This window comes from uncultured Clostridium sp. (assembly GCF_947039605.1).
Classification (GTDB): domain Bacteria; phylum Bacillota; class Clostridia; order Clostridiales; family Clostridiaceae; genus Sarcina.
Window position 1 is genome coordinate 24,374 of record NZ_CAMQZG010000014.1, and the last position, 21,274, is coordinate 45,647.

At 34.1% G+C, this 21,274-nt stretch carries 30 protein-coding genes; all 30 read left to right on the forward strand.

The genetic code is table 11. The features are described 5' to 3' along the window. The first annotated feature begins 78 nt into the window (after positions 1-78). Positions 79-3,615, forward strand: a complete 3,537-nt coding sequence (gene rpoC, locus Q0V24_RS06865; RefSeq protein WP_297519783.1) for a DNA-directed RNA polymerase subunit beta' — start codon at positions 79-81, stop codon at positions 3,613-3,615. A gap of 142 nt (positions 3,616-3,757) precedes the next feature. Further along, positions 3,758-3,997 (forward strand): ribosomal L7Ae/L30e/S12e/Gadd45 family protein, encoded by a 240-nt coding sequence (locus tag Q0V24_RS06870; protein ID WP_297519785.1) that lies wholly within the window; start codon positions 3,758-3,760, stop codon positions 3,995-3,997. A gap of 59 nt (positions 3,998-4,056) precedes the next feature. Beyond that, positions 4,057-4,434 (forward strand): 30S ribosomal protein S12, encoded by a 378-nt coding sequence (rpsL, locus tag Q0V24_RS06875; protein WP_297519787.1) that lies wholly within the window; start codon positions 4,057-4,059, stop codon positions 4,432-4,434. A 160-nt stretch (positions 4,435-4,594) separates the two neighbouring features. After that, complete coding sequence (gene rpsG, locus Q0V24_RS06880; RefSeq protein ID WP_297519789.1) at positions 4,595-5,065, forward strand: 30S ribosomal protein S7; 471 nt, start codon at positions 4,595-4,597, stop codon at positions 5,063-5,065. A gap of 84 nt (positions 5,066-5,149) precedes the next feature. Beyond that, positions 5,150-7,216, forward strand: a complete 2,067-nt coding sequence (fusA, locus tag Q0V24_RS06885; RefSeq protein WP_297519791.1) for an elongation factor G — start codon at positions 5,150-5,152, stop codon at positions 7,214-7,216. Between the two features lie 41 nt (positions 7,217-7,257). Next, a complete protein-coding gene (gene tuf, locus Q0V24_RS06890; protein ID WP_297519769.1) occupies positions 7,258-8,451 on the forward strand; it encodes an elongation factor Tu in 1,194 nt (397 codons plus the stop codon). Positions 8,452-9,040: 589 nt separating this feature from the next. Further along, positions 9,041-9,349 carry a 30S ribosomal protein S10 gene (gene rpsJ, locus Q0V24_RS06895; RefSeq protein ID WP_297519793.1) on the forward strand — a complete coding sequence of 103 codons (309 nt, stop codon included), beginning with the start codon at positions 9,041-9,043 and terminating at the stop codon, positions 9,347-9,349. A 79-nt stretch (positions 9,350-9,428) separates the two neighbouring features. Further along, positions 9,429-10,058 carry a 50S ribosomal protein L3 gene (gene rplC / locus Q0V24_RS06900; protein ID WP_297519795.1) on the forward strand — a complete coding sequence of 210 codons (630 nt, stop codon included), beginning with the start codon at positions 9,429-9,431 and terminating at the stop codon, positions 10,056-10,058. Between the two features lie 24 nt (positions 10,059-10,082). Further along, positions 10,083-10,703: a 50S ribosomal protein L4 gene (gene rplD, locus Q0V24_RS06905; protein WP_297519797.1), complete on the forward strand. Its 621-nt coding sequence runs from the start codon at positions 10,083-10,085 to the stop codon at positions 10,701-10,703. Next, a complete protein-coding gene (rplW, locus tag Q0V24_RS06910; protein ID WP_297519799.1) occupies positions 10,703-10,996 on the forward strand; it encodes a 50S ribosomal protein L23 in 294 nt (97 codons plus the stop codon). Before rplD ends, rplW begins: the two co-directional genes overlap by 1 nt. 53 nt (positions 10,997-11,049) lie before the next feature. Further along, positions 11,050-11,883 (forward strand): 50S ribosomal protein L2, encoded by an 834-nt coding sequence (gene rplB / locus Q0V24_RS06915; RefSeq protein ID WP_297519801.1) that lies wholly within the window; start codon positions 11,050-11,052, stop codon positions 11,881-11,883. A gap of 72 nt (positions 11,884-11,955) precedes the next feature. After that, complete coding sequence (rpsS, locus tag Q0V24_RS06920) at positions 11,956-12,237, forward strand: 30S ribosomal protein S19 (RefSeq protein ID WP_297519803.1); 282 nt, start codon at positions 11,956-11,958, stop codon at positions 12,235-12,237. A gap of 28 nt (positions 12,238-12,265) precedes the next feature. After that, the gene (rplV, locus tag Q0V24_RS06925; protein WP_297519805.1) at positions 12,266-12,598 is read left to right on the forward strand and encodes a 50S ribosomal protein L22; all 333 of its coding nucleotides are present in this window, start codon (positions 12,266-12,268) and stop codon (positions 12,596-12,598) included. Positions 12,599-12,619: 21 nt separating this feature from the next. Continuing rightward, complete coding sequence (gene rpsC / locus Q0V24_RS06930) at positions 12,620-13,279, forward strand: 30S ribosomal protein S3 (RefSeq protein ID WP_297519807.1); 660 nt, start codon at positions 12,620-12,622, stop codon at positions 13,277-13,279. Positions 13,280-13,309: 30 nt separating this feature from the next. Next, on the forward strand, positions 13,310-13,744 hold the full coding sequence (gene rplP, locus Q0V24_RS06935; RefSeq protein WP_297519809.1) for a 50S ribosomal protein L16: 435 nt from the start codon (positions 13,310-13,312) through the stop codon (positions 13,742-13,744). Next, entirely contained in the window at positions 13,744-13,950 is a 207-nt protein-coding gene (gene rpmC / locus Q0V24_RS06940; RefSeq protein WP_297519811.1) for a 50S ribosomal protein L29, read from the forward strand. The genes rplP and rpmC overlap by 1 nt, the downstream gene beginning before the upstream one ends. 28 nt (positions 13,951-13,978) lie before the next feature. After that, entirely contained in the window at positions 13,979-14,233 is a 255-nt protein-coding gene (rpsQ, locus tag Q0V24_RS06945; RefSeq protein ID WP_297519813.1) for a 30S ribosomal protein S17, read from the forward strand. A gap of 28 nt (positions 14,234-14,261) precedes the next feature. Then, positions 14,262-14,630 (forward strand): 50S ribosomal protein L14, encoded by a 369-nt coding sequence (gene rplN, locus Q0V24_RS06950; protein WP_297519815.1) that lies wholly within the window; start codon positions 14,262-14,264, stop codon positions 14,628-14,630. 25 nt (positions 14,631-14,655) lie between these two features. Beyond that, positions 14,656-14,970, forward strand: a complete 315-nt coding sequence (gene rplX / locus Q0V24_RS06955) for a 50S ribosomal protein L24 (RefSeq protein ID WP_297519817.1) — start codon at positions 14,656-14,658, stop codon at positions 14,968-14,970. Between the two features lie 28 nt (positions 14,971-14,998). Continuing rightward, the gene (rplE, locus tag Q0V24_RS06960) at positions 14,999-15,538 is read left to right on the forward strand and encodes a 50S ribosomal protein L5 (RefSeq protein WP_297519819.1); all 540 of its coding nucleotides are present in this window, start codon (positions 14,999-15,001) and stop codon (positions 15,536-15,538) included. 15 nt (positions 15,539-15,553) lie between these two features. After that, positions 15,554-15,739 carry a type Z 30S ribosomal protein S14 gene (locus Q0V24_RS06965; RefSeq protein WP_297435185.1) on the forward strand — a complete coding sequence of 62 codons (186 nt, stop codon included), beginning with the start codon at positions 15,554-15,556 and terminating at the stop codon, positions 15,737-15,739. A gap of 30 nt (positions 15,740-15,769) precedes the next feature. Further along, the gene (gene rpsH, locus Q0V24_RS06970; protein WP_297519821.1) at positions 15,770-16,168 is read left to right on the forward strand and encodes a 30S ribosomal protein S8; all 399 of its coding nucleotides are present in this window, start codon (positions 15,770-15,772) and stop codon (positions 16,166-16,168) included. Between the two features lie 87 nt (positions 16,169-16,255). Continuing rightward, entirely contained in the window at positions 16,256-16,795 is a 540-nt protein-coding gene (gene rplF, locus Q0V24_RS06975) for a 50S ribosomal protein L6 (RefSeq protein WP_297519823.1), read from the forward strand. A gap of 22 nt (positions 16,796-16,817) precedes the next feature. After that, on the forward strand, positions 16,818-17,177 hold the full coding sequence (rplR, locus tag Q0V24_RS06980) for a 50S ribosomal protein L18 (protein WP_297519825.1): 360 nt from the start codon (positions 16,818-16,820) through the stop codon (positions 17,175-17,177). 20 nt (positions 17,178-17,197) lie between these two features. Continuing rightward, positions 17,198-17,695 (forward strand): 30S ribosomal protein S5, encoded by a 498-nt coding sequence (rpsE, locus tag Q0V24_RS06985; RefSeq protein WP_297519827.1) that lies wholly within the window; start codon positions 17,198-17,200, stop codon positions 17,693-17,695. Between the two features lie 11 nt (positions 17,696-17,706). Beyond that, complete coding sequence (rpmD, locus tag Q0V24_RS06990) at positions 17,707-17,880, forward strand: 50S ribosomal protein L30 (protein WP_297519829.1); 174 nt, start codon at positions 17,707-17,709, stop codon at positions 17,878-17,880. A 32-nt stretch (positions 17,881-17,912) separates the two neighbouring features. Then, positions 17,913-18,353 carry a 50S ribosomal protein L15 gene (rplO, locus tag Q0V24_RS06995; RefSeq protein ID WP_297519831.1) on the forward strand — a complete coding sequence of 147 codons (441 nt, stop codon included), beginning with the start codon at positions 17,913-17,915 and terminating at the stop codon, positions 18,351-18,353. Between the two features lies 1 nt (position 18,354). Next, complete coding sequence (secY, locus tag Q0V24_RS07000; protein WP_297519833.1) at positions 18,355-19,632, forward strand: preprotein translocase subunit SecY; 1,278 nt, start codon at positions 18,355-18,357, stop codon at positions 19,630-19,632. 24 nt (positions 19,633-19,656) lie between these two features. Continuing rightward, positions 19,657-20,307, forward strand: coding sequence for an adenylate kinase (locus Q0V24_RS07005; protein ID WP_297519835.1), 651 nt, complete (start codon positions 19,657-19,659; stop codon positions 20,305-20,307). Beyond that, positions 20,307-21,056 (forward strand): type I methionyl aminopeptidase, encoded by a 750-nt coding sequence (gene map, locus Q0V24_RS07010; protein WP_297519837.1) that lies wholly within the window; start codon positions 20,307-20,309, stop codon positions 21,054-21,056. The genes Q0V24_RS07005 and map overlap by 1 nt, the downstream gene beginning before the upstream one ends. Positions 21,057-21,274 lie beyond the last annotated feature (218 nt).

A 21,274-nucleotide genomic window follows, 5' to 3' on the forward strand; every position in this document is an offset into this window, starting at 1 on the left:
AAAAAGAATATTCCCCTACTAAAATTTTTAGTGGGGGATTCTTAAACTAACATATTAATATGAAGGGAGGATACACCCTTGTTTGAATTAAATAATTTTGACGCTTTACAAATAGGGCTAGCATCTCCAGAGCAAATTAGAAATTGGTCTAGAGGTGAGGTTAAAAAACCTGAAACAATAAACTATAGAACTTTAAAACCAGAGAGAGATGGTCTTTTCTGTGAGAGAATATTTGGACCAATCAAAGACTGGGAATGTCACTGTGGAAAATATAAAAGAGTAAGATATAAAGGTGTAGTTTGTGATAGATGTGGAGTTGAAGTGACTAAGTCTAAAGTAAGAAGAGAAAGAATGGGTCACATTGAACTTGCAGCACCAGTATCACACATATGGTACTTTAAAGGAATTCCATCAAGAATGGGATTGATTATGGATATGTCACCTAGATCTTTAGAAAAAGTTTTATACTTTGCTTCATATATAGTAATTGATCCTAAGGAAACAGGGTTATTAAAGAAACAACTTCTTAATGAAAAAGAATATAGAGAAGCTTGTGATAAATATGGTGAAGAAAACTTTGAAGCTGCTATGGGGGCAGAGGCTGTTAAAAAGCTTCTTGCTGCAATTGATTTAGAAAGAGGTTCAGTTGAACTTAAAGAAGAGTTAAAGCAAAGCACAGGTCAGAAAAAAGTTAGAATAATAAGAAGACTTGAAGTTGTAGAATCATTTAGAAAATCAGGAAATAAACCTGAATGGATGATTGTGGATGTAATTCCAGTAATCCCGCCAGATTTAAGACCTATGGTTCAATTAGATGGTGGTAGATTTGCAACATCAGATTTAAATGATTTATATAGAAGAGTTATAAATAGAAATAACAGACTTAAAAAGCTATTAGATTTAGGTGCTCCTGATATAATCGTTAGAAATGAAAAGAGAATGCTTCAAGAAGCAGTAGATGCTTTAATAGATAACGGTAGAAGAGGAAGACCAGTAACAGGACCAGGTAATAGACCACTTAAGTCATTATCAGATATGTTAAAAGGAAAGCAAGGTAGATTTAGACAAAACCTTCTTGGTAAGAGGGTTGACTATTCAGGAAGATCAGTTATTGTTGTTGGACCTGAATTAAAGATGTACCAATGTGGACTTCCAAAAGAAATGGCTTTAGAGTTATTTAAACCATTTGTTATGAAAAAGTTAGTTGAAGAAGGTATTTCACACAATATTAAGAATGCTAAGAGATTAGTAGAAAGAGTAATGCCACAAGTATGGGATGTTTTAGAAGAAGTAATTGCAGATCATCCAGTATTACTTAACCGTGCACCTACACTACACAGATTAGGAATTCAAGCATTCCAACCTGTTTTAGTAGAAGGTAAAGCAATTAAGTTACATCCATTAGTATGTACAGCATATAATGCAGACTTTGATGGAGATCAAATGGCTGTTCACGTGCCTTTATCAGTTGAAGCGCAAGCAGAAGCTAGATTCTTAATGCTAGCAGCTGGAAATATAATGAAACCTTCAGATGGTAAACCAGTATGTGTACCTACACAGGATATGGTTCTAGGAACTTACTATTTAACAATAGATAAGGATGGAGCAGAAGGTGAAGGTAGAAGTTTCTCTAGTCTTGATGAAGTTATAATGGCTTATGAATTAAAGCAGATAGGAATTCATGCTAAAATTAATGTAAAAGTTGAGAGGGAAATTAATGGTGAGTTAAGATCAGGAATTATTAAAACAACACCAGGTAAGGTTATTTTTAATGAAACTATTCCACAGGACCTAGGTTTTGTAAATAGAGAAGATGAAAATGAAATGTTTAACTTAGAAGCAGATTTCTTGATAACTAAGAAAAGTTTAAGTACTATAATAGATAAATGTTATTTAAAACATGGTGCTACACAAACTTCTGTAATGTTAGATAAGATAAAAGCAACAGGATATCACTATTCATCAATAGGAGCTATTACTGTAGCTGCTTCAGATATGATAGTACCAGCAAAAAAGTATGATTTACTTAAAGAGGCTGATGAGACTGTTGAAAAAATAGAGAAAATGTATAGAAGAGGTCTAATTTCTGATGAGGAAAGATATGAAAGAGTTATCGAAAAATGGACTAATACAACTGAAGAAGTTGCGAATACATTAATGGCAAGTCTTGATAAGTTTAACCCTATATTTATGATGGCAGATTCAGGAGCCAGAGGATCTAAAGCACAGATCAAGCAGCTTGCTGGAATGAGAGGACTTATGGCAGCGCCTTCTGGTAAAATCATTGAGCTTCCAATCAGAGCTTCATTTAGAGAAGGATTAGATGTATCAGAGTATTTCATATCAACTCACGGAGCTAGAAAAGGTAATGCAGATACAGCACTTAAGACTGCTGACTCAGGTTACTTAACAAGAAGACTTGTTGATGTAAGTCAGGATGTTATAGTAAGAGAAGAAGATTGTTTTACTGATGATGGAATGTATGTAGCTGAAATTAAAGAAGGTACAGAAACTATCGAAGGATTAGAAGAAAGATTAAAAGGTAGATATTCAGCCGAGAATATTTATCATCCAGTGACAGGTGAACTATTAGCAGCAAATGATACTTATATGGGATCAGAAGTAGCAGCTAAAATAGCAGAAACTGGTATTGAAAAAGTTAAGATAAGATCAGTATTTAGATGTAAATCTAAATTTGGAGTTTGTTCTAAGTGTTATGGTATGAATATGGCAACAGCTGAAAGCATAAATATTGGAGAAGCTGTTGGTATAGTTGCTGCACAATCAATTGGTGAGCCAGGAACACAACTTACAATGAGAACTTTCCACACTGGTGGAGTTGCTGGGTCAGATATTACACAAGGTCTTCCAAGGGTTGAAGAGCTATTTGAGGCTAGAAAACCTAAAGGATTAGCTATTGTATGTGAAGTTGATGGTACAGTGAGAGTAGAAGAAACTAAGAAAAAGAAAATAGTTTATGTTATGACTGCAGATGGAGAAGAATACACATATGATATTCCTTTTGGTTCAAGAGTAAAAGTATTTGATGGTAATCCTATCGAAGCTGGAGATGAAATAACAGAAGGTTCAGTTAACCCACATGATATCATGGCTATCAAAGGGGTTGAAGGAGCTAGACACTATCTTCTTTCAGAGGTTCAAAAGGTTTATAGACTTCAAGGTGTTGATATAAATGATAAGCATTTAGAAGTAGTTGTAAGACAGATGACAAGAAAATTTAAAGTAACAGAATCAGGAGATACAAATTTACTGCCAGGTGTAATGATTGATATGTTTGATTTCCATGGAGAAAATAAAAGAGTTGCAGCTTTAGGTGGCGAAATAGCTAAAGGAGACCAGGTTCTACTTGGTATTACAAAAGCTTCACTTGCTACAGATAGTTTCTTATCAGCAGCTTCATTCCAAGAAACAACAAGAGTTCTTACAGATGCAGCTATAAAAGGAAAAATAGATCCATTAGTAGGGTTAAAAGAAAATGTTATTATTGGTAAATTAATTCCAGCTGGTACAGGTATGATGAAGTATAGATCAGTTAAATTAAACACAGATACTGATTTAGAAGAGGATGAAGTTGTAAATATCATTGAAGATTAAGATATTAAATTATTGACATAGGTGTTTTAAAATGATAAAATACAATTTGTGTGAATAGCAAAAAGTACTACTAGATTTAATTTATCTACTTAACTCGATACTTTTCGAGCAAGTTTATTAGTGAATTTAAAGGAGATAAAAGATGGTAGAAAAACTTTTTGGAATAAAAGTGATTGGTGTAAAGCAGTCATTAAAAGTTATTAAAGTAAATAGTAAGGTAGTTCTTTATATTGCAGTTGATGCAAATGAAAAAATTACAGATGTTATTAAAAAAATAGCTATTGAAAAAAGTATTGATATAATATATATTGATACAATGAAAAAATTAGGTTTGATGTGTGGAATTGATGTTAAAGCATCTGCAGCACTTAGACTTAAATAACCGAGTTAACATCATATTTATATATAGAATGTTATGAAATAAATCAGGAGGTGAAAAGTATGCCAACAATTAACCAATTAGTAAGAAAAGGCAGAAAGACATTAGTGTCTAAATCAACTGCACCAGCACTTAAAGAGTGTCCACAAAGAAGAGGGGTATGTACAGTTGTTAAAACTATGACTCCTAAAAAGCCTAACTCAGCTTTAAGAAAAGTTGCAAGAGTTAGATTAACAAACGGATTCGAAGTTACAGCTTACATTCCAGGTGTAGGTCACAACTTACAAGAGCACAGTGTTGTTCTTATAAGAGGTGGAAGAGTAAAAGACCTTCCTGGTGTTAGATACCATATTGTCAGAGGAGCATTAGACTCAGCTGGAGTAGCTAACAGAATGCAAGGAAGATCAAAGTACGGTGCTAAGAGACCTAAGCAAAAATAGTATTTTAGCTTAAACTTAGTTTAAGTGCGATGACTTCATTTTATAAAGATTACAATATAGTTTATATAGATAGAAGCATGCACTTTACGACAAAATAAGTAATTCAAGTTATGTCGAGTACCGATGAACTTAAATTGAAATTGTTAAGGAGGGAAGAAAAGTGCCAAGAAAAGGACATATTGCAAAAAGAGAAGTATTACAAGATCCAATGTATAAGTCAGTAACTGTTACTAAGTTAATAAACGGAGTAATGTTAGACGGTAAAAAGGGAGTAGCACAAAAAATATGCTACGACGCTTTTGAAATTATTGCTGAGAAATCAGGAAGAGATGCTGTTGAAGTTTTTGAAGATGCTTTAAACAACATCATGCCTTTATTAGAGGTTAAAGCTAGAAGAATAGGTGGTGCTAACTACCAGGTTCCAATAGAAGTAAGACCAGAGAGAAGACAAACTTTAGGATTAAGATGGTTACTTATAGCTACTAGAAAAAGAGGCGAAAAGTACATGAGAGAGAGATTAGCCGCAGAATTATTAGATGCATCTAATAATACTGGAGCAGCTGTTAAAAAGAGAGAAGATACTCATAAAATGGCAGAAGCTAACAAAGCATTCGCTCACTACAGATTCTAATATTAATTACAAAGCTGTTTTGGTAAAGCCAAAACAGTTTTGTTGAATTTAAAAATAACCATAGATTGAGAGGAGGAAATTCCAATGGCAAGAAAATACCCATTAGAAAAATTCCGTAACTTCGGAATAATGGCTCATATTGATGCTGGTAAAACAACAACAACAGAGCGTATACTTTTCTATACAGGAAAAAATCATAAAATAGGTGAAACACATGAAGGTGCGGCTACAATGGACTGGATGGTTCAAGAGCAAGAAAGAGGTATAACAATTACTTCTGCAGCAACAACATGTGAGTGGAAAGGTTATGAATTAAACATAATCGATACTCCAGGACACGTAGACTTTACAGTAGAGGTTGAAAGATCATTAAGAGTACTTGATGGTACGGTTACTGTATTAGATGCTAAAAGTGGAGTTGAACCTCAAACAGAAACAGTTTGGAGACAGGCAGATAAATATGGAGTTCCAAGAATGATATATGTTAATAAGATGGACGCTACAGGTGCAGACTTCTTTAATTGTATTAATTCAGTAAGAGAAAGACTAAGAACAAATGCTATTGCTATACAAATTCCAATAGGAAAAGAGCAAGAGTTTAAAGGAATGATAGATTTAATTAAAAATGTAGCTGTAATTTTTAATGATGACTTAGGTCAAGATATATTTGAAGGTGAAATTCCAGCAGAGTATAAGGAACAAGCAGAAGAGTATAGAACAATGATGATTGATGCTATAGCTGAAACAGATGAAGACCTAATGATGAAATATTTAGAGGGTGAAGAAGTAACTGAGGAAGAATTAAAAGTTGCTTTAAGAAAAGCTACAATAGCAAATGAAATAGTACCAGTTATTTGTGGTTCATCATATAAAAACAAAGGTGTTCAAAGAATGATTGATGGGGTTGTTGATTTCTTACCTTCACCATTAGACATTGAAGCTATTAAAGGAACAACTTTAGACGGTGTTGAAGATAGGAGAGAAGCTTCAGATACTGCACCATTAGCAGCATTAGCATTTAAAATTGCTACAGATCCTTTTGTTGGGAAATTAGCATTTACAAGAGTTTACTCAGGAGTATTAACTAGTGGATCATATGTTCTTAACTCTACTAAAGAGAAAAAAGAAAGAATTGGTAGACTTGTTAAGATGCATGCTAACTCAAGAGAAGAGATAGAATCATTAGAAGCAGGAGAAATTGGAGCTGTAATTGGATTAAAGAACACTACAACAGGTGACACTTTATGTTCAGAAAAAGAGCCTATAATCTTAGAGAGTATGGACTTCCCAGAACCAGTTATCTCAGTTGCTATTGAGCCTAAAACAAAAGCCAGTCAAGAAAAAATGGGATTAGCATTAGCTAAATTAGCTGAAGAAGATCCGACATTTAAGACTTGGACTGATCAAGAAACAGGTCAAACAATCATAGCCGGTATGGGTGAGCTTCACTTAGATATCATAGCTGATAGATTACAAAGAGAATTCAAAGTTGAATGTAATGTTGGAGCACCACAAGTTGCATACAAAGAGACAATCAGAAATGAAGTTAATGCAGAAGCTAAGTATGCTAAACAATCAGGTGGTAAAGGACAATACGGACATTGTAAAATTATTATGTCACCACACGATGGAGAATATATATTTGAAAATGCTGTTACTGGTGGATCAATTCCAAGAGAATACATCCCTGCTATAGACAATGGTATTAAAGAAGCTTCAGCTACAGGTATTATAGCTGGATATCCAGTTATAAACTTTAAGGTTAAAGTTTATGATGGATCATATCATGATGTTGACTCATCTGAAATGGCATTTAAAATAGCTGGATCAATGGCATTTAAAAATGCTATGGCAAAAGCTAGCCCAGTATTACTTGAGCCAATAATGAAAGTTGAAATAGTTATGCCAGAAGAATATATGGGAGATGTTATTGGAGATGCTAACTCAAGAAGAGGTAGAATCGAAGGTATGGAAGCTAGAGGTGGAGCACAAGTTGTTAACACATTTATTCCACTTTCAGAAATGTTTGGATATGCAACTACGTTAAGATCAAGAACTCAGGGTAGAGGAACTTATTCAATGGAATTTGATCATTATGATGAAGTACCTAAGAGTGTTCAAGAAGAAGTTGTTGGAAAAAGATCTAAATAAGATTTTAAATTAAATATAGTTAATTAAAGGAGGAATTTATAATGTCAAAGGCTAAATTCGAAAGAAGTAAACCACACGTAAACATTGGAACAATTGGACACGTAGACCACGGTAAAACAACATTAACAGCTGCTATAACATCAGTATTAGCGGTAAGAGGTGGTGCTCAAGCGTTTAAATACGATGAGATAGATAAAGCACCAGAGGAAAAAGAAAGAGGAATCACAATCAACTCAGCACACGTTGAGTATGAAACAGATAACAGACACTACGCACACGTAGACTGTCCAGGTCACGCAGATTATGTTAAGAACATGATCACAGGAGCTGCACAAATGGATGGAGCAATCCTAGTATGTTCAGCTGCAGATGGTCCAATGCCTCAAACAAGAGAGCATATCCTTCTTGCATCAAGAGTTGGAGTTGATCACATAGTAGTATTCTTAAACAAAGCTGACATGGTTGATGACGAAGAGTTATTAGAGTTAGTAGAAATGGAAGTTAGAGAATTATTAAGTGAGTATAGTTTCCCAGGAGATGATATTCCAGTAATAAAAGGATCAGCTTTAAAAGCATTAGAAGCACCAGCAGATGCTGAGGCAATAGCACCAATCTTAGAGTTAATGGACGCAGTAGATAGCTACATCCCAACACCTGAGAGAGCTACAGATTTACCATTCTTAATGCCGATTGAGGACGTATTCACAATCACAGGAAGAGGAACTGTTGCAACTGGAAGAATCGAAAGAGGACTTCTACACGTAGCTGATGAAGTAGAAATAGTTGGATTAAAAGAAGAAAGCAGAAAAGTTATAGTAACAGGAATAGAAATGTTCAGAAAGTTACTTGATGATGCTCAAGCTGGAGACAACATAGGAGCTCTTTTAAGAGGAGTTCAAAGAGCTGATATCGAAAGAGGTCAAGTTCTTGCTAAAGCTGGAACAATTAATCCACACACACAATTCATCGGTCAAGTGTATGTACTTAAAAAAGAAGAGGGTGGAAGACATACTCCATTCTTCGATGGATATAGACCACAATTTTACTTTAGAACAACAGATGTTACAGGATCAATCAAACTTCCTAACGGAATGGAAATGGTAATGCCTGGAGACCACATCGATATGGATGTTGAATTAATACACCCAATCGCTATGGAAGAAGGATTAAGATTTGCTATCAGAGAAGGTGGAAGAACTGTAGGTTCAGGAGTTGTTACAACAATAAAAGCGTAATAATTTCCATTATGTAATGATAGAGTTTCAACCTACTGAACAAGGGTTTTATTTGAAGTCTATTAGTTGGATGCGCAGTCCAATTAGTAATTTCAAATAATAAAAGTTTAATGTATATACAAAGAGGCTTAATTTAAGAAAAAAATATTATAGCGCAATAAATATTTTTATTTTTTAAACTGAGTTGTTCATAAAAGGCCTGAAGAAGGATAGATGATATATCATCTATCCTTTTTTTTGTTGTATAAAGATGAATTTAAAAAATAGGAAAATATTCTTCTTGAAAAAAAAAAAAATATTGTATTATATAAGTAGTAATAAAAATTTTGGTTTAAAAAAAGAGTAAAAAAAAACTTGAAAAACTTGAAAAGACATAGTATAATAAAGAAGTTGCAAAACAAACAGCGATGAATTAAGAGGTTGCCGAACTTCCGGGTTATTCTTAATGAGTATGTTAGGATCTAGAATCCAACGACAGGGGTTTTGTATTGGTATCTTTTTGAAAAAAAAGAAACACCAGGGACAGTTTACAGAACAACGCTGTTGTGCGTTAAAGAAGTAAAACGTACATGAAAAGGAGGGAAACTAAATGTCAAAGCAAAAAATAAGAATCAAATTAAAGGCTTTTGATCACACAATATTAGATCAATCAGCTGAAAGAATAATTGAGACAGCTAAGTCAACAGGAGCTAAGGTTATAGGACCAGTGCCTCTTCCAACTGACAAAGAGATAATTACTATCTTAAGAGCGGTTCACAATTATAAAGACTCAAGAGAGCAATTTGAAATCAGAACACACAAAAGATTAATCGATATAGTTAATCCATCACCTAAAACAGTTGATGCATTAATGAGATTAAACTTACCAGCTGGTGTTGATATCGAAATTAAATTATAATATAATTTTAAAATTGTATTAAAATAGACTATTATGAATGCGTAAGCAATCCGCTAATAAGTTTGGGAGGTGTAGCAATATGAAAAAAGCTATAATTGGTAAAAAAATCGGAATGACTCAAATTTTCGATCAAAATGGAAAAGTTGTTCCAGTAACAGTAGTAGAAGTAGGTTCTAACGTTGTTGTTCAAAAGAAAACAACAGAAGTTGATGGATACCAAGCTATACAAGTAGGATTTGGAGAAGTAAGAGAAAAATTACTTAACAAGCCTAAAAAAGGTCACTTAGCAAAGGCTGGAGTTTCATTAAGAAGAACTCTTAAAGAATTTAGAATAGATGATATATCAACATATAATGTTGGAGATGCCATCAATGCTGATATCTTTGAAGCTGGAGAAAAAGTAGATGTATCAGGAATTTCTAAAGGTAAGGGATTCCAAGGTGTTATTAAAAGATGGAATCAGGCTACAGGTCCAATGACTCACGGGTCAAAATTCCATAGAGCACCAGGTTCAATGGGAGCTGCATCAGACCCATCAAGAACTTTCAAAAACAAGAGAATGCCAGGACATATGGGAGCTGTTAACAGAACTGTATTAAACCTTGAGGTTGTTAGAGTTATGGCTGACAAGAATGTTATCTTAATAAAAGGTGGTATTCCAGGACCAAACAAGAGCACAGTAGTTATCAGAAACAGCGTTAAGGCGTAATTTCTGTAGAAAGGAGGAAACAAAATGCCTACATTAGGATTATTTAATAAAGAAGGACAAAAAATTGAAGATATTCAATTAAATGAAGTAGTATTCGGAGCAGAAGTTAACGAAGCAGTATTACACCAAGTTGTAGTTGCTTTATTAGCTAACAAAAGACAAGGAACTCAATCAGCTAAAACAAGATCTGAAGTAAGAGGTGGAGGAATCAAACCTTGGAAGCAGAAAGGTACTGGAAGAGCTAGACAAGGTTCTATAAGATCACCTCAATGGGCTGGTGGTGGAATTGTATTTGCACCTAAACCAAGAAGTTACAGAAAATCATTACCTAAGAGTATGAGATTAGTAGCTATGAGATCAGCATTATCAAACTTAATAGTTGAAGATAAAATGGTTGTTTTAGATAGTTTAGAATTCGATGCTCCTAAAACAAAAGAAGCTATTAAAATATTAAATGCTTTTGAAGCTAAAAAAACATTAGTTATTACTTTAGAATCTAATGAAAATGTTTATAAGTCATTCAGAAATGTTGAGGGTGTAGCAGTACTTCCATTAAACAACATTAACGTATATGATTTATTAAAATATGCTAAAGTTATGATTACTAAAGAAGCTGTAAATAAAATTGAGGAGGTGTACGCATAATGAAATTAACAAGCCATGATATAATAAGAAAGCCAGTTATAACTGAAAAAAGTATGGCAGCTATGGCCGAAGGTAAATACACTTTCACAGTTCATGTTTCAGCTAACAAAGTTCAAATAAAGAACGCTGTTCAAGAAATATTCAACAATGTTAAAGTTGCTGATGTTAAAACAATGAAATATGATGGAAAAACTAAGAGAGTTGGCGTTCACATCGGAAAAAGAGCAGGATTTAAGAAAGCAGTAGTTACATTATCAGAAGGAACTATTGAATTTTTTGAAGGAATGCAATAATATAAACCGGTAGTGGCTGAGGCCAGAGAAGGATTAATAAGGAGGCATTTATAATGGCAGTTAAAAAGTTTAACCCTATAACACCTGCGAGAAGACAGATGACTGTTGCTTCATTTGAAGAATTAACAACATCAGTTCCACAAAAATCACTTCTTGTTTCAATGAAGAGAAAAGCTGGAAGAAACTCACAAGGTAAAATAACTGTAAGACACCGTGGTGGTGGAACTAAAAGAAAATACAGAATTATAGATTTTAAAAGAAATAAAGATGGTATACCTGCAAAGGTTGCTACAATAGAATACGATCCAATGAGATCAGCTTATATTGCATTAGTTGTATATGCAGATGGAGAAAAGAGATACATACTTGCTCCAATAGGATTAAAAGTTGGAGATGTATTAGTATCAGGAGAAGGTTCTGATATAAAAACTGGTAACTCAATGAAGTTACAGCATATGCCAGTTGGTACTACTGTTCATAACATCGAGCTTCAAGCTGGTAAGGGTGGACAATTAGTAAGATCAGCAGGAACTTCAGCTCAGTTAATGGCTAAAGAAGGAAAATATGCAACATTAAGATTACCATCAGGAGAAATGAGATATGTTAGAATAGAGTGTAGAGCTACTATTGGTACAGTTTCAAATCCAACACATGATATAATTAATATCGGTAAAGCTGGTAAGAAAAGACACATGGGCATAAGACCTACAGTAAGAGGATCAGTAATGAACCCTTGCGATCACCCACATGGTGGTGGAGAAGGTAAGAGCCCAATTGGTAGACCAAGTCCAGTTACTCCTTGGGGTAAACCAGCGCTTGGATACAAGACTAGAAAGAATAAAAAATATTCAGATAAATTCATCATTAAGAGAAGAAACGACAAGTAATTTGAAGAGACGAATTAGTTCTCTTCAAGTGTTAGTCGCTTGAAAATAATGATATGAAGGGAGGCAATTCTAGTGAGTAGATCAACAAAAAAAGGACCATTTATTAAAGCAGGTCTTTTAAAGAAAATTGAAGATATGAACCAAGCTGGCGAGAAAAAAGTTATCAAAACTTGGTCAAGAAGCTCAACTATATTCCCACAAATGATAGGACATACAATTGCTGTTCACGATGGAAGAAAGCATGTGCCTGTTTATGTTAGTGAAGATATGGTTGGACACAAATTAGGTGAATTTGTATTAACAAGAACTTATAGAGGTCATATTAATACAGAAAAAACATCAAAGAGAAGATAATTATACGCCTAGAAAGGAGGAACCTTAAATGGAAGCTAGAGCTATAGCTAAGTATGTAAGAATGTCTCCAATGAAAGTGGGAGTTGTTCTTGGATTAATTAGAGGTAAAAATGTAAATGAAGCCTTTGCTATATTAAAGTATACTCAAAGAGAAGCGGCTAGAGTAATTGAAAAAGTACTTAAGTCAGCTGTTGCAAACGCAGAGCATAACAATGAGTTAGATAGAGCAAACCTTATCGTTTCTGAAGCATTTGTAGGTCAAGGACCAACATTAAAAAGATTCAGACCACACGCACAAGGTAGAGCATTCAGAATAAATAAAAGAACAAGTCACGTAACTGTAGTAGTTAAAGAGGCTTAGTTAAAAAAGGAGGGAATAAGAGTGGGTCAAAAAGTAAATCCTCACGGACTAAGAGTTGGTATTATCCAAGGTTGGGACGCAAAGTGGTACGCTGATAAAAAGAATTTTGCAGATAATCTTGTAGAAGACCAAACAATAAGAAAATTCGTTAAAAAAGAACTTTACACAGCTGGAATTTCTAAAATAGAAATTGAAAGAGCTGCTAAAAGATTAAAGTTAAATATATATACAGCTAAACCTGGTGTAGTCATCGGAAAAGGTGGATCAGGAATCGAAGCTCTTAAAAAGAAAGTAGTTGCATTAGTAGCTCAAAAAAATGTTTTGATAAACATTGTTGAAGTTAAAAGTGCAGATACTGATGCACAATTAATGGCTGAAAACATAGCTTTACAATTAGAAAAGAGAATTTCATTCAGAAGAGCAATGAAACAATCAATTCAAAGAGCAATGAGATTAGGTGTTAAAGGTGTTAAAACTGCATGTTCAGGAAGATTAGGCGGAGCTGAAATTGCTAGAACAGAACAGTATCACGAAGGAACAATTCCATTACAAACATTAAGAGCTGATATTCATTATGGATTTGCAGAAGCAAATACAACATATGGAAAAATTGGAGTTAAAGTTTGGGTTTATAATGGAGAAGTTCTTCCAACTAAAAAAGTAGAGAAAGCTAACGCATAGTAAGCATAGCAAGAAAGGAGGACGACAGTCATGTTAATGCCTAAAAGAGTTAAGCATCGTAAGGTACAACGTGGTAGAATGAAGGGTAAAGCTACAAGAGGAAACTTCTTAGCTTATGGAGATTTCGGTATCCAAGCTAAAACTTGTGGTTGGATCACTAGTAACCAAATTGAATCTGCGAGAATAGCAATTAATAGATTTATAAGAAGAGGCGGAAAGCTTTGGATAAAAGTATTCCCTCATAAGCCTGTAACAGCAACACCAGCTGAAACTAGAATGGGTAAAGGTAAAGGTTCAGTTGAATACTGGGTAGCGGTTGTTAAACCAGGTAGAGTATTATTTGAATTATCAGGTGTAGATGAAGACGTAGCTAGAGAAGCTATGAGACTTGCTTCACACAAACTTCCTGTAAAGACTAAGTTCGTTACAAGAAAAGATTTCGAGGAAATGGGTGGTGAAGAATAATGAAAGCTAGAGAGATAAAAGAATTAAGAACAAGTAATCCTCAAGACTTAAAAGTTAAGTTAAATGACCTTAAAGCTGAGTTATTCAATTTAAGATTCCAATTAGCGACAGGTCAATTAGAGAACCCAATGAGAATTAGGGAAGTTAAAAAATCAATAGCTCAGATTAAAACTATTATTAGAGAAGAAGAGCTTAAGGTTCAATAGTAATTCCTAAAAGGAGGTAACAACTACCATGGAAAGAAATTTAAGAAAGAAAAGAATAGGTACAGTTGTTTCAGATAAGATGGATAAAACTATCGTTGTTGCGGTTGCTACAAAGGTAAGACATCCGTTATATGGAAAAACTGTTAACAAAACAACTAAGTTCAAGGCTCATGATGAAAATAATGAAGCTAAAATAGGAGACAAAGTTGTAATTATGGAAACTAGACCTTTATCTAAAGATAAAAGATGGAGACTAGTTGAAATTGCAGAAAAGGCTAAATAAGTCTTAAGTCTGAAAGGAGGGTAATTTCATGATACAAGTACAAACTAGACTAAAAGTCGCTGATAACTCAGGTGCTAAAGAAATTATGTGTATTAGAGTATTAGGCGGTTCTAAAAGAAAATACGGAAACATTGGAGACGTAATAGTTGCTAGTGTTAAATCAGCAACACCTGGTGGCGTAGTCAAAAAAGGTGAAGTTGTTAAAGCTGTTATTGTAAGAACAGTTAAAGGTGTTAGAAGAGCTGATGGATCATACATCAAGTTTGATGAAAATGCTGCAGTAATAATCAAAGATGATAAGCAACCAAGAGGAACACGTATATTTGGACCTGTTGCTAGGGAGCTAAGAGATAAAGAATTTAATAAGATCTTATCATTAGCACCAGAAGTTCTATAATTAAAGGATTAGGAGGTGTCTAAAGATGAAAGTACATGTTAGAAAACAAGATAAAGTTTTAGTAATATCTGGTAAGGATAAAGGTAAAATAGGCGAGGTTCTTGCTGTAAATCCTAAAAAAGGAACAGTTACAGTTAAAGAAGTTAACGTTGTTAAAAAACACCAAAAGCCTAACAGAGAAAACATGCAAGGTGGAATTATAGAATTCGAAGCGCCAATAAACAGTGCAAAAGTTATGCTTTACTGTGAAAAGTGCAAGAAGGCTACAAGAATAAGCCATAAGCTATTAGAAGATGGCGCAAAAGTAAGAGTATGTAAAAAATGTGGAGAAACATTCTAAGAAAAATTGAAAGGAGGTACTTTACACGATGTCAAGACTACAAGAAAGATACGAAAAAGAAGTAGTTCAAGCTATGATGGAAAAATTCGGATATACAAATATTATGGAAGTTCCAAAGCTTGAAAAAATCGTTATAAACATGGGTGTAGGAGAAGCTAAAGATAACGCTAAAGTTTTAGAGTCAGCAGTTGCAGATTTAATTCTTATTGCAGGACAGAAGCCAATCTTAACAAGAGCAAAGAAATCAGTTGCTAACTTTAAAATAAGAGAAAATATGCCTTTAGGATGTAAAGTAACTTTAAGAAAAGTTAAAATGTATGATTTTGCTGAAAAATTAATGACAATAGCTCTTCCAAGAGTTAGAGATTTTAGAGGAGTTTCTGCTAAATCATTTGATGGTAGAGGAAACTACTCAATGGGTATTAAAGAGCAGTTAATATTCCCTGAAATAGAATATGATAAAATAGATAAAATAAGAGGAATGGATATAATCTTCGTAACAACTGCTAACACAGACGAAGAAGCAAGAGAATTATTAAGATTCCTTGGAATGCCATTCGCTCAATAATAAGGAGGGTTTGACATGGCTCGTAAAGCAATTATCGAAAAGTGGAACAAAGAACCTAAGTACAAAACAAGAGCTTACACAAGATGTAGATTATGTGGAAGACCACATTCTGTATTAAAAAAATTCGGAATTTGCCGTATCTGCTTCAGAGAATTAGCTTATAAAGGTGAAATTCCTGGATGTAGAAAGGCAAGTTGGTAACAACTACAAAATGAAAGGAGGCGGAAAATAATGGTTATGACAGATCCTATCGCAGATTTACTTACTCGTGTAAGAAATGCAAACGCTGTTAAACATCAAGTAGTAGAGGTTCCTTCATCAACAGTTAAGAAGGCAATCGTTAATTTATTATTACAAGAAGGATATATTAAAAGTATTGAGGAATACAATGATGGTGTAGTTCCAATGCTTAGATTATCACTTAAATATGGTATGGATAACGAAAGAGTTATCACTGGTTTAAAGAGAATATCAAAACCAGGTTTAAGAGTATACTGCAAAAAAGACGAAGTTCCTAAGGTATTAAATGGATTAGGAATAGCTATAATATCAACATCAAAAGGACTTGTAGTTGATAAAGAAGCAAGAAAGTTAGAATTAGGTGGAGAAGTTATTTGTTACGTTTGGTAATTTAGAAACTTTGGACGATTTTAATATATAATAGATTGAAGCAATGAATTGAATTTACGGATCAAAATATCACAGGAGGTGGCGAGTATGTCAAGAATTGGTAGATTACCTATAGCTATACCTGCTGGAGTAACTGTTACTGTAACACCAGAGAACGTTGTTACAGTAAAAGGTCCTAAGGGTGAGCTTACACAAACTATGAGCACAGCGATGAGCATTGTAGTTGAAAATAACGAAGTTGTTGTTACAAGACCAAGTGATAACAAAACTCACAGATCTTTACATGGATTAACAAGATCTTTAGTAAACAACATGGTTGTTGGAGTTAACGAAGGTTTCTCTAAGACTTTAGAGTTAAACGGAGTTGGATACAGAGCTCAATTACAAGGAAAAAAACTTGTAATGAACTTAGGATTCTCACATCCAGTAGAAGTAGAACCAGTAGATGGTGTTGAAATCAAAGTAGACGGTACTACAAAATTAATAATTTCAGGATGCGATAAACAGAAGGTAGGAGCAGTTGCTGCTAGTATCAGAAAGTGGAGAAAGCCAGAGCCATATAAAGGTAAAGGTATTAAGTACGCTGGAGAAGTTGTAAGAAGAAAAGAAGGTAAAACAGGTAAGTAATAATTAGAAAGGAGTGAGTCTTATGTTCAAAAAGGCAAACAGAAAAGAAGCTAGAGCTAAGCGTCACTTAAGAGTTCGTGGTAAGATATCAGGAACTCAAGAAAGACCTAGACTTGCAGTATATAGAAGTGAAAAAAACATATATGCTCAAATCATAGATGACGTTAATGCTGTAACATTAGTATCTGCATCAACAATTGAAAAAGGTTTCGAAAAAGTTGGAAGCAACAAAGAAGCTGCAGCAATAGTTGGAGAGATGATTGCTAAGAAGGCATTAGAAAAAGAAATCACTGAAGTTGTATTCGACAGAGGCGGATACATATATCATGGAAGAGTTGAAGCTTTAGCAAAAGCAGCTAGAGAAGCAGGTCTTAAATTCTAGGAAGAAGGAGGGAAAACGTAATGAGAATCGATCCTAGTACATTAGAACTTAAAGAAAAAGTTGTAAACATTGGAAGAGTTACTAAGGTTGTTAAAGGTGGTAGAAACTTCAGATTCAGTGCATTAGTTGTTGTTGGAGATGAAAACGGACATATTGGTGTTGGTACTGGTAAGTCTATCGAGATACCTGAAGCAATCAGAAAAGGAATAGAAGATGCTAAGAAAAACTTAGTTTCAGTTGCTATAGTTGATGGAACAGTTCCTCACAGAGTGTCAGGAATATTCAGCAAAAGTAACGTGTTAATCATGCCAGCTTCAGAAGGAACAGGAGTTCTTGCTGGAGGTCCAGCAAGAGCTGTACTTGAGTTAGCAGGAATAACAGATGTAAGAGCAAAATCATTAGGGTCAAATAACCCAAGAAATATGGTTAAAGCTACAATTGCAGGTTTAGCAAGTTTAAGAACAGTTGAAGATATTGCTAAATTAAGAGGAAAATCTGTAGAAGAAATATTAGGTTAGGAGGGAATAGCATGTTAAAGATTACTTTAGTTAAGAGTCTAATAGGTAGAAAAAAAAGCCATATTGCTACAGCGAATGCCCTTGGACTTAAGAAAATAGGAAAATCAGTTCAACATGAGGGAACACCTCAGATCAAAGGTATGATTGCTAAAATCACTTACATGATTAATGTTGAAGAAATATAATAAATAAAATATAAGAGGAGGTGTAGTTAACTATGAAACTTCATGAGTTAAAACCAGCACCAGGAAGTACTAAAGCTCCTAAGAGATTAGGTAGAGGTACAGGTTCAGGTACAGGTAGAAATGCCGGAAAAGGTGAAAAAGGTCAAAATTCTAGATCAGGTGGTGGAGTTAGACCAGGATTTGAAGGTGGTCAGATGCCATTATACAGAAGACTTCCTAAAAGAGGATTCACTAACCCATTCACAAAACATTTTGCTACAATAAATGTTGATAGACTTAACATCTTTGAAGATGGTACAGTTATTACTCCTGAGTTATTACTTGAGAGAAGAGTAATCAGCAAAATTATGGACGGAGTTAAAATTCTTGGAAACGGAAACGTTGAGAAGAAATTAACAGTTAAAGGTTGCAAATTCTCAAAGCAAGCAGCTGAAAAAGTTGTTGCATTTGGAGGAGAAGTTGAGGTGAACTAGTATGCTATCAACCCTACGCAATGCCTGGAAAGTTCCAGATCTTAGAAAAAAAATCTTATGGACTGTATTCTTAGTTGTAATTTTCAGGATGGGAAGTCATATTCCTGTTCCTGGAATTGATACAATACAATTAAATAAGATGATGAATTCAGAAGGATTGTTAGGTTTCTATAACCTTATATCTGGAGGATCACTTGCAAGATTTAGTATCTTTGCTCTTGGTGTTGTTCCATATATTAATGCTTCTATTATTATGCAATTATTAACAATTGCAATTCCTCAGCTTGAACAATTATCTAAAGAAGGTGAGGATGGACGTAAGAAAATCCAAAATATCACTAGATATGCATCTATATTTATAGGAATTGTAATGGCTGTAGGAACTTATTTGTTAATGTATAAGAGTAATGCATTAAAAGAAACTAATCTTATGAGTATATTACTTATTATTGTATCCTTAGTAGTTGGATCAACATTCCTTATGTGGCTTGGAGATCAAATTACTGTTAAAGGTTTAGGTAATGGTGTATCATTAATAATATTTGCTAATATTATTTCAGGATTACCTATGACAGGAGTTCAGATTATGGATTTAGGCAAAAATGGCGCTGTCGGATTTGTCGAAATTACAATGTTTGTTCTTGGATCATTAGCACTACTTTGTGGTGTTATTATACTGTCATTAGGGGAAAGAAGAATTCCTGTGCATTATGCAGGGAAATCTGTGGGAAATAAAGTTTACAAGGGACAAAATACTCATATTCCATTAAGTATTATTGGATCTACTGTAATAGCAATTATTTTTGCTATGTCAGTTATGGGATTCCCTGGAACTATCGCAAGATTTTTCCCAGACAATAGTTTTGCTGTTTGGATTACAAGTTCTAACTTTAGTCCATTCAACTATAAAGAACCATTGTATCCAATATGTTATGCATTATTAACAATATTCTTCACATGGTTTTACACTCAAATAACCTTTAAACCTGAGGAAATGGCTGAAAATATGCACAAGTCATCGGGATTTATTCCTGGTATTAGACCTGGTAAAGAAACAGCGATTTACCTTGAAAAACTTTTAAACAGAATGGCTTTCTTCGGAGGAATATTTGCGGCAATAATAGCTGTTTTACCAGTTATAGTTGCTAATTATACAAACTTCCAAGGGGTTGAGTTTGGAGGTACCTCATTATTAATTTTAGTTTCTGTAGCATTAGAAATGATGAGACAATTAGAGACTCAATTAACAATGAGACATTATAAAGGATTTCTTAAATAAGAAAGATTATGGAGATGAATGCCAGTGAAAATAGTTTTATTAGGTCCTCCAGGAGCTGGTAAAGGAACACAGGCGAAATCAATAAGTAATAGATATGCAATACCTCATATTTCAACAGGAGACATTTTTAGAAAGAATATTTCTGAAAATACACCTTTAGGAATTGAAGCTAAGAGCTACATGGATAAAGGTTTATTAGTTCCTGATGAAGTAACAATTAATATGGTTAAGGATAGATTAACTATTGATGATTGTAAAGAGGGTTATTTATTAGATGGTTTCCCAAGAACTGTAGAGCAGGCAACTGCTTTAGAGGGGTTTCTAGCAAATAGAGGAGAAAAGATAGATACAGCTCTTTTAATAGAAGTTCCATCAAGCTTTATACTTGAGAGAATGACAGGAAGAAGAGTCTGTCCTTCATGTGGAGCTAGCTTCCATGTGAAGTTTAATCCAACAACTCTTGAAGGAAAGTGTGATTTATGTGGTAGTGACATAATACAAAGAAAAGATGACACTGTGGAAATAGTGAATGATAGACTTTCTGTGTATGAAGCACAAACACAACCACTTATTGATTTCTATGGAAATAGAGAGCAACTTTCAAAAGTAGATGGGACAAAAGCAATTAATAAGGTCTTTGAAGATATTTGTACTATCTTGGGGAGCGATAACTAATGATTTTAATTAAAAATGATTTAGAAATTGCTCTTATGAGAAAGGCAGGGAAAATAGTTGGTGAAACTTTGAACTTGCTTGGAAAAAATATTAGACCGGGTATCACAACTGCAGAGTTGGATAAAATTGCTGAAGAATTTATAACTAAGCAAGGAGCAAAACCGTCCTTTAAAGGACTGTATGGCTTCCCAGCTTCAGTTTGTATATCTGTAAATACTACAGTGGTTCATGGTATACCTGGAGATTGTATTCTTAAAGATGGCGATATAGTTTCTGTTGATTGTGGCGCATGTATCGATGGTTTCCATGGTGATGCAGCAAGAACATTTCCAGTAGGAAATGTTAGTACAGAAGCTAAGAAGCTTATAGAAGTTACTGAAAGTAGTTTCTTTAAAGGGATAGAAAAAGCTCAAATTGGAAATAGATTAACAGACATATCTAATGAAATACAAAAGTATGTTGAAGCTCAAGGGTTTTCAGTAGTTAGAGATTTTGTTGGTCATGGGATAGGCAGAGATGTCCATGAAAGTCCTAATGTTCCCAATTTTGGAAAACCAAGGAAAGGTCCGAAACTTGTAAAAGGAATGGCCTTAGCTATTGAACCAATGATTAATATTGGTAAATATGATGTTAAAACATTAAGTGATGGGTGGACTGTAGTTACTGCTGATGGATCATTAGCAGCACATTATGAGAATACTATTGCAATTTTACCAGAAGGACCAGAAATACTTACATTAGTTAAGTAGTTCATGCATATTTTAGTGCTTAGTTATAAATTCATATTATGATATTTATGACTTGGTAATCATTAATGTGAAAACTGCAAAACTTAATTGGCAGGTTCAGTTGTATGGTAAGATAAGAAGGTTATACTTCTATAATGTACAGATATGATTAAATTATTGCTGATGAGTAATTTGTATTTTTAATACTTACAGATGTGATCGATGGCGAGACTTACTCA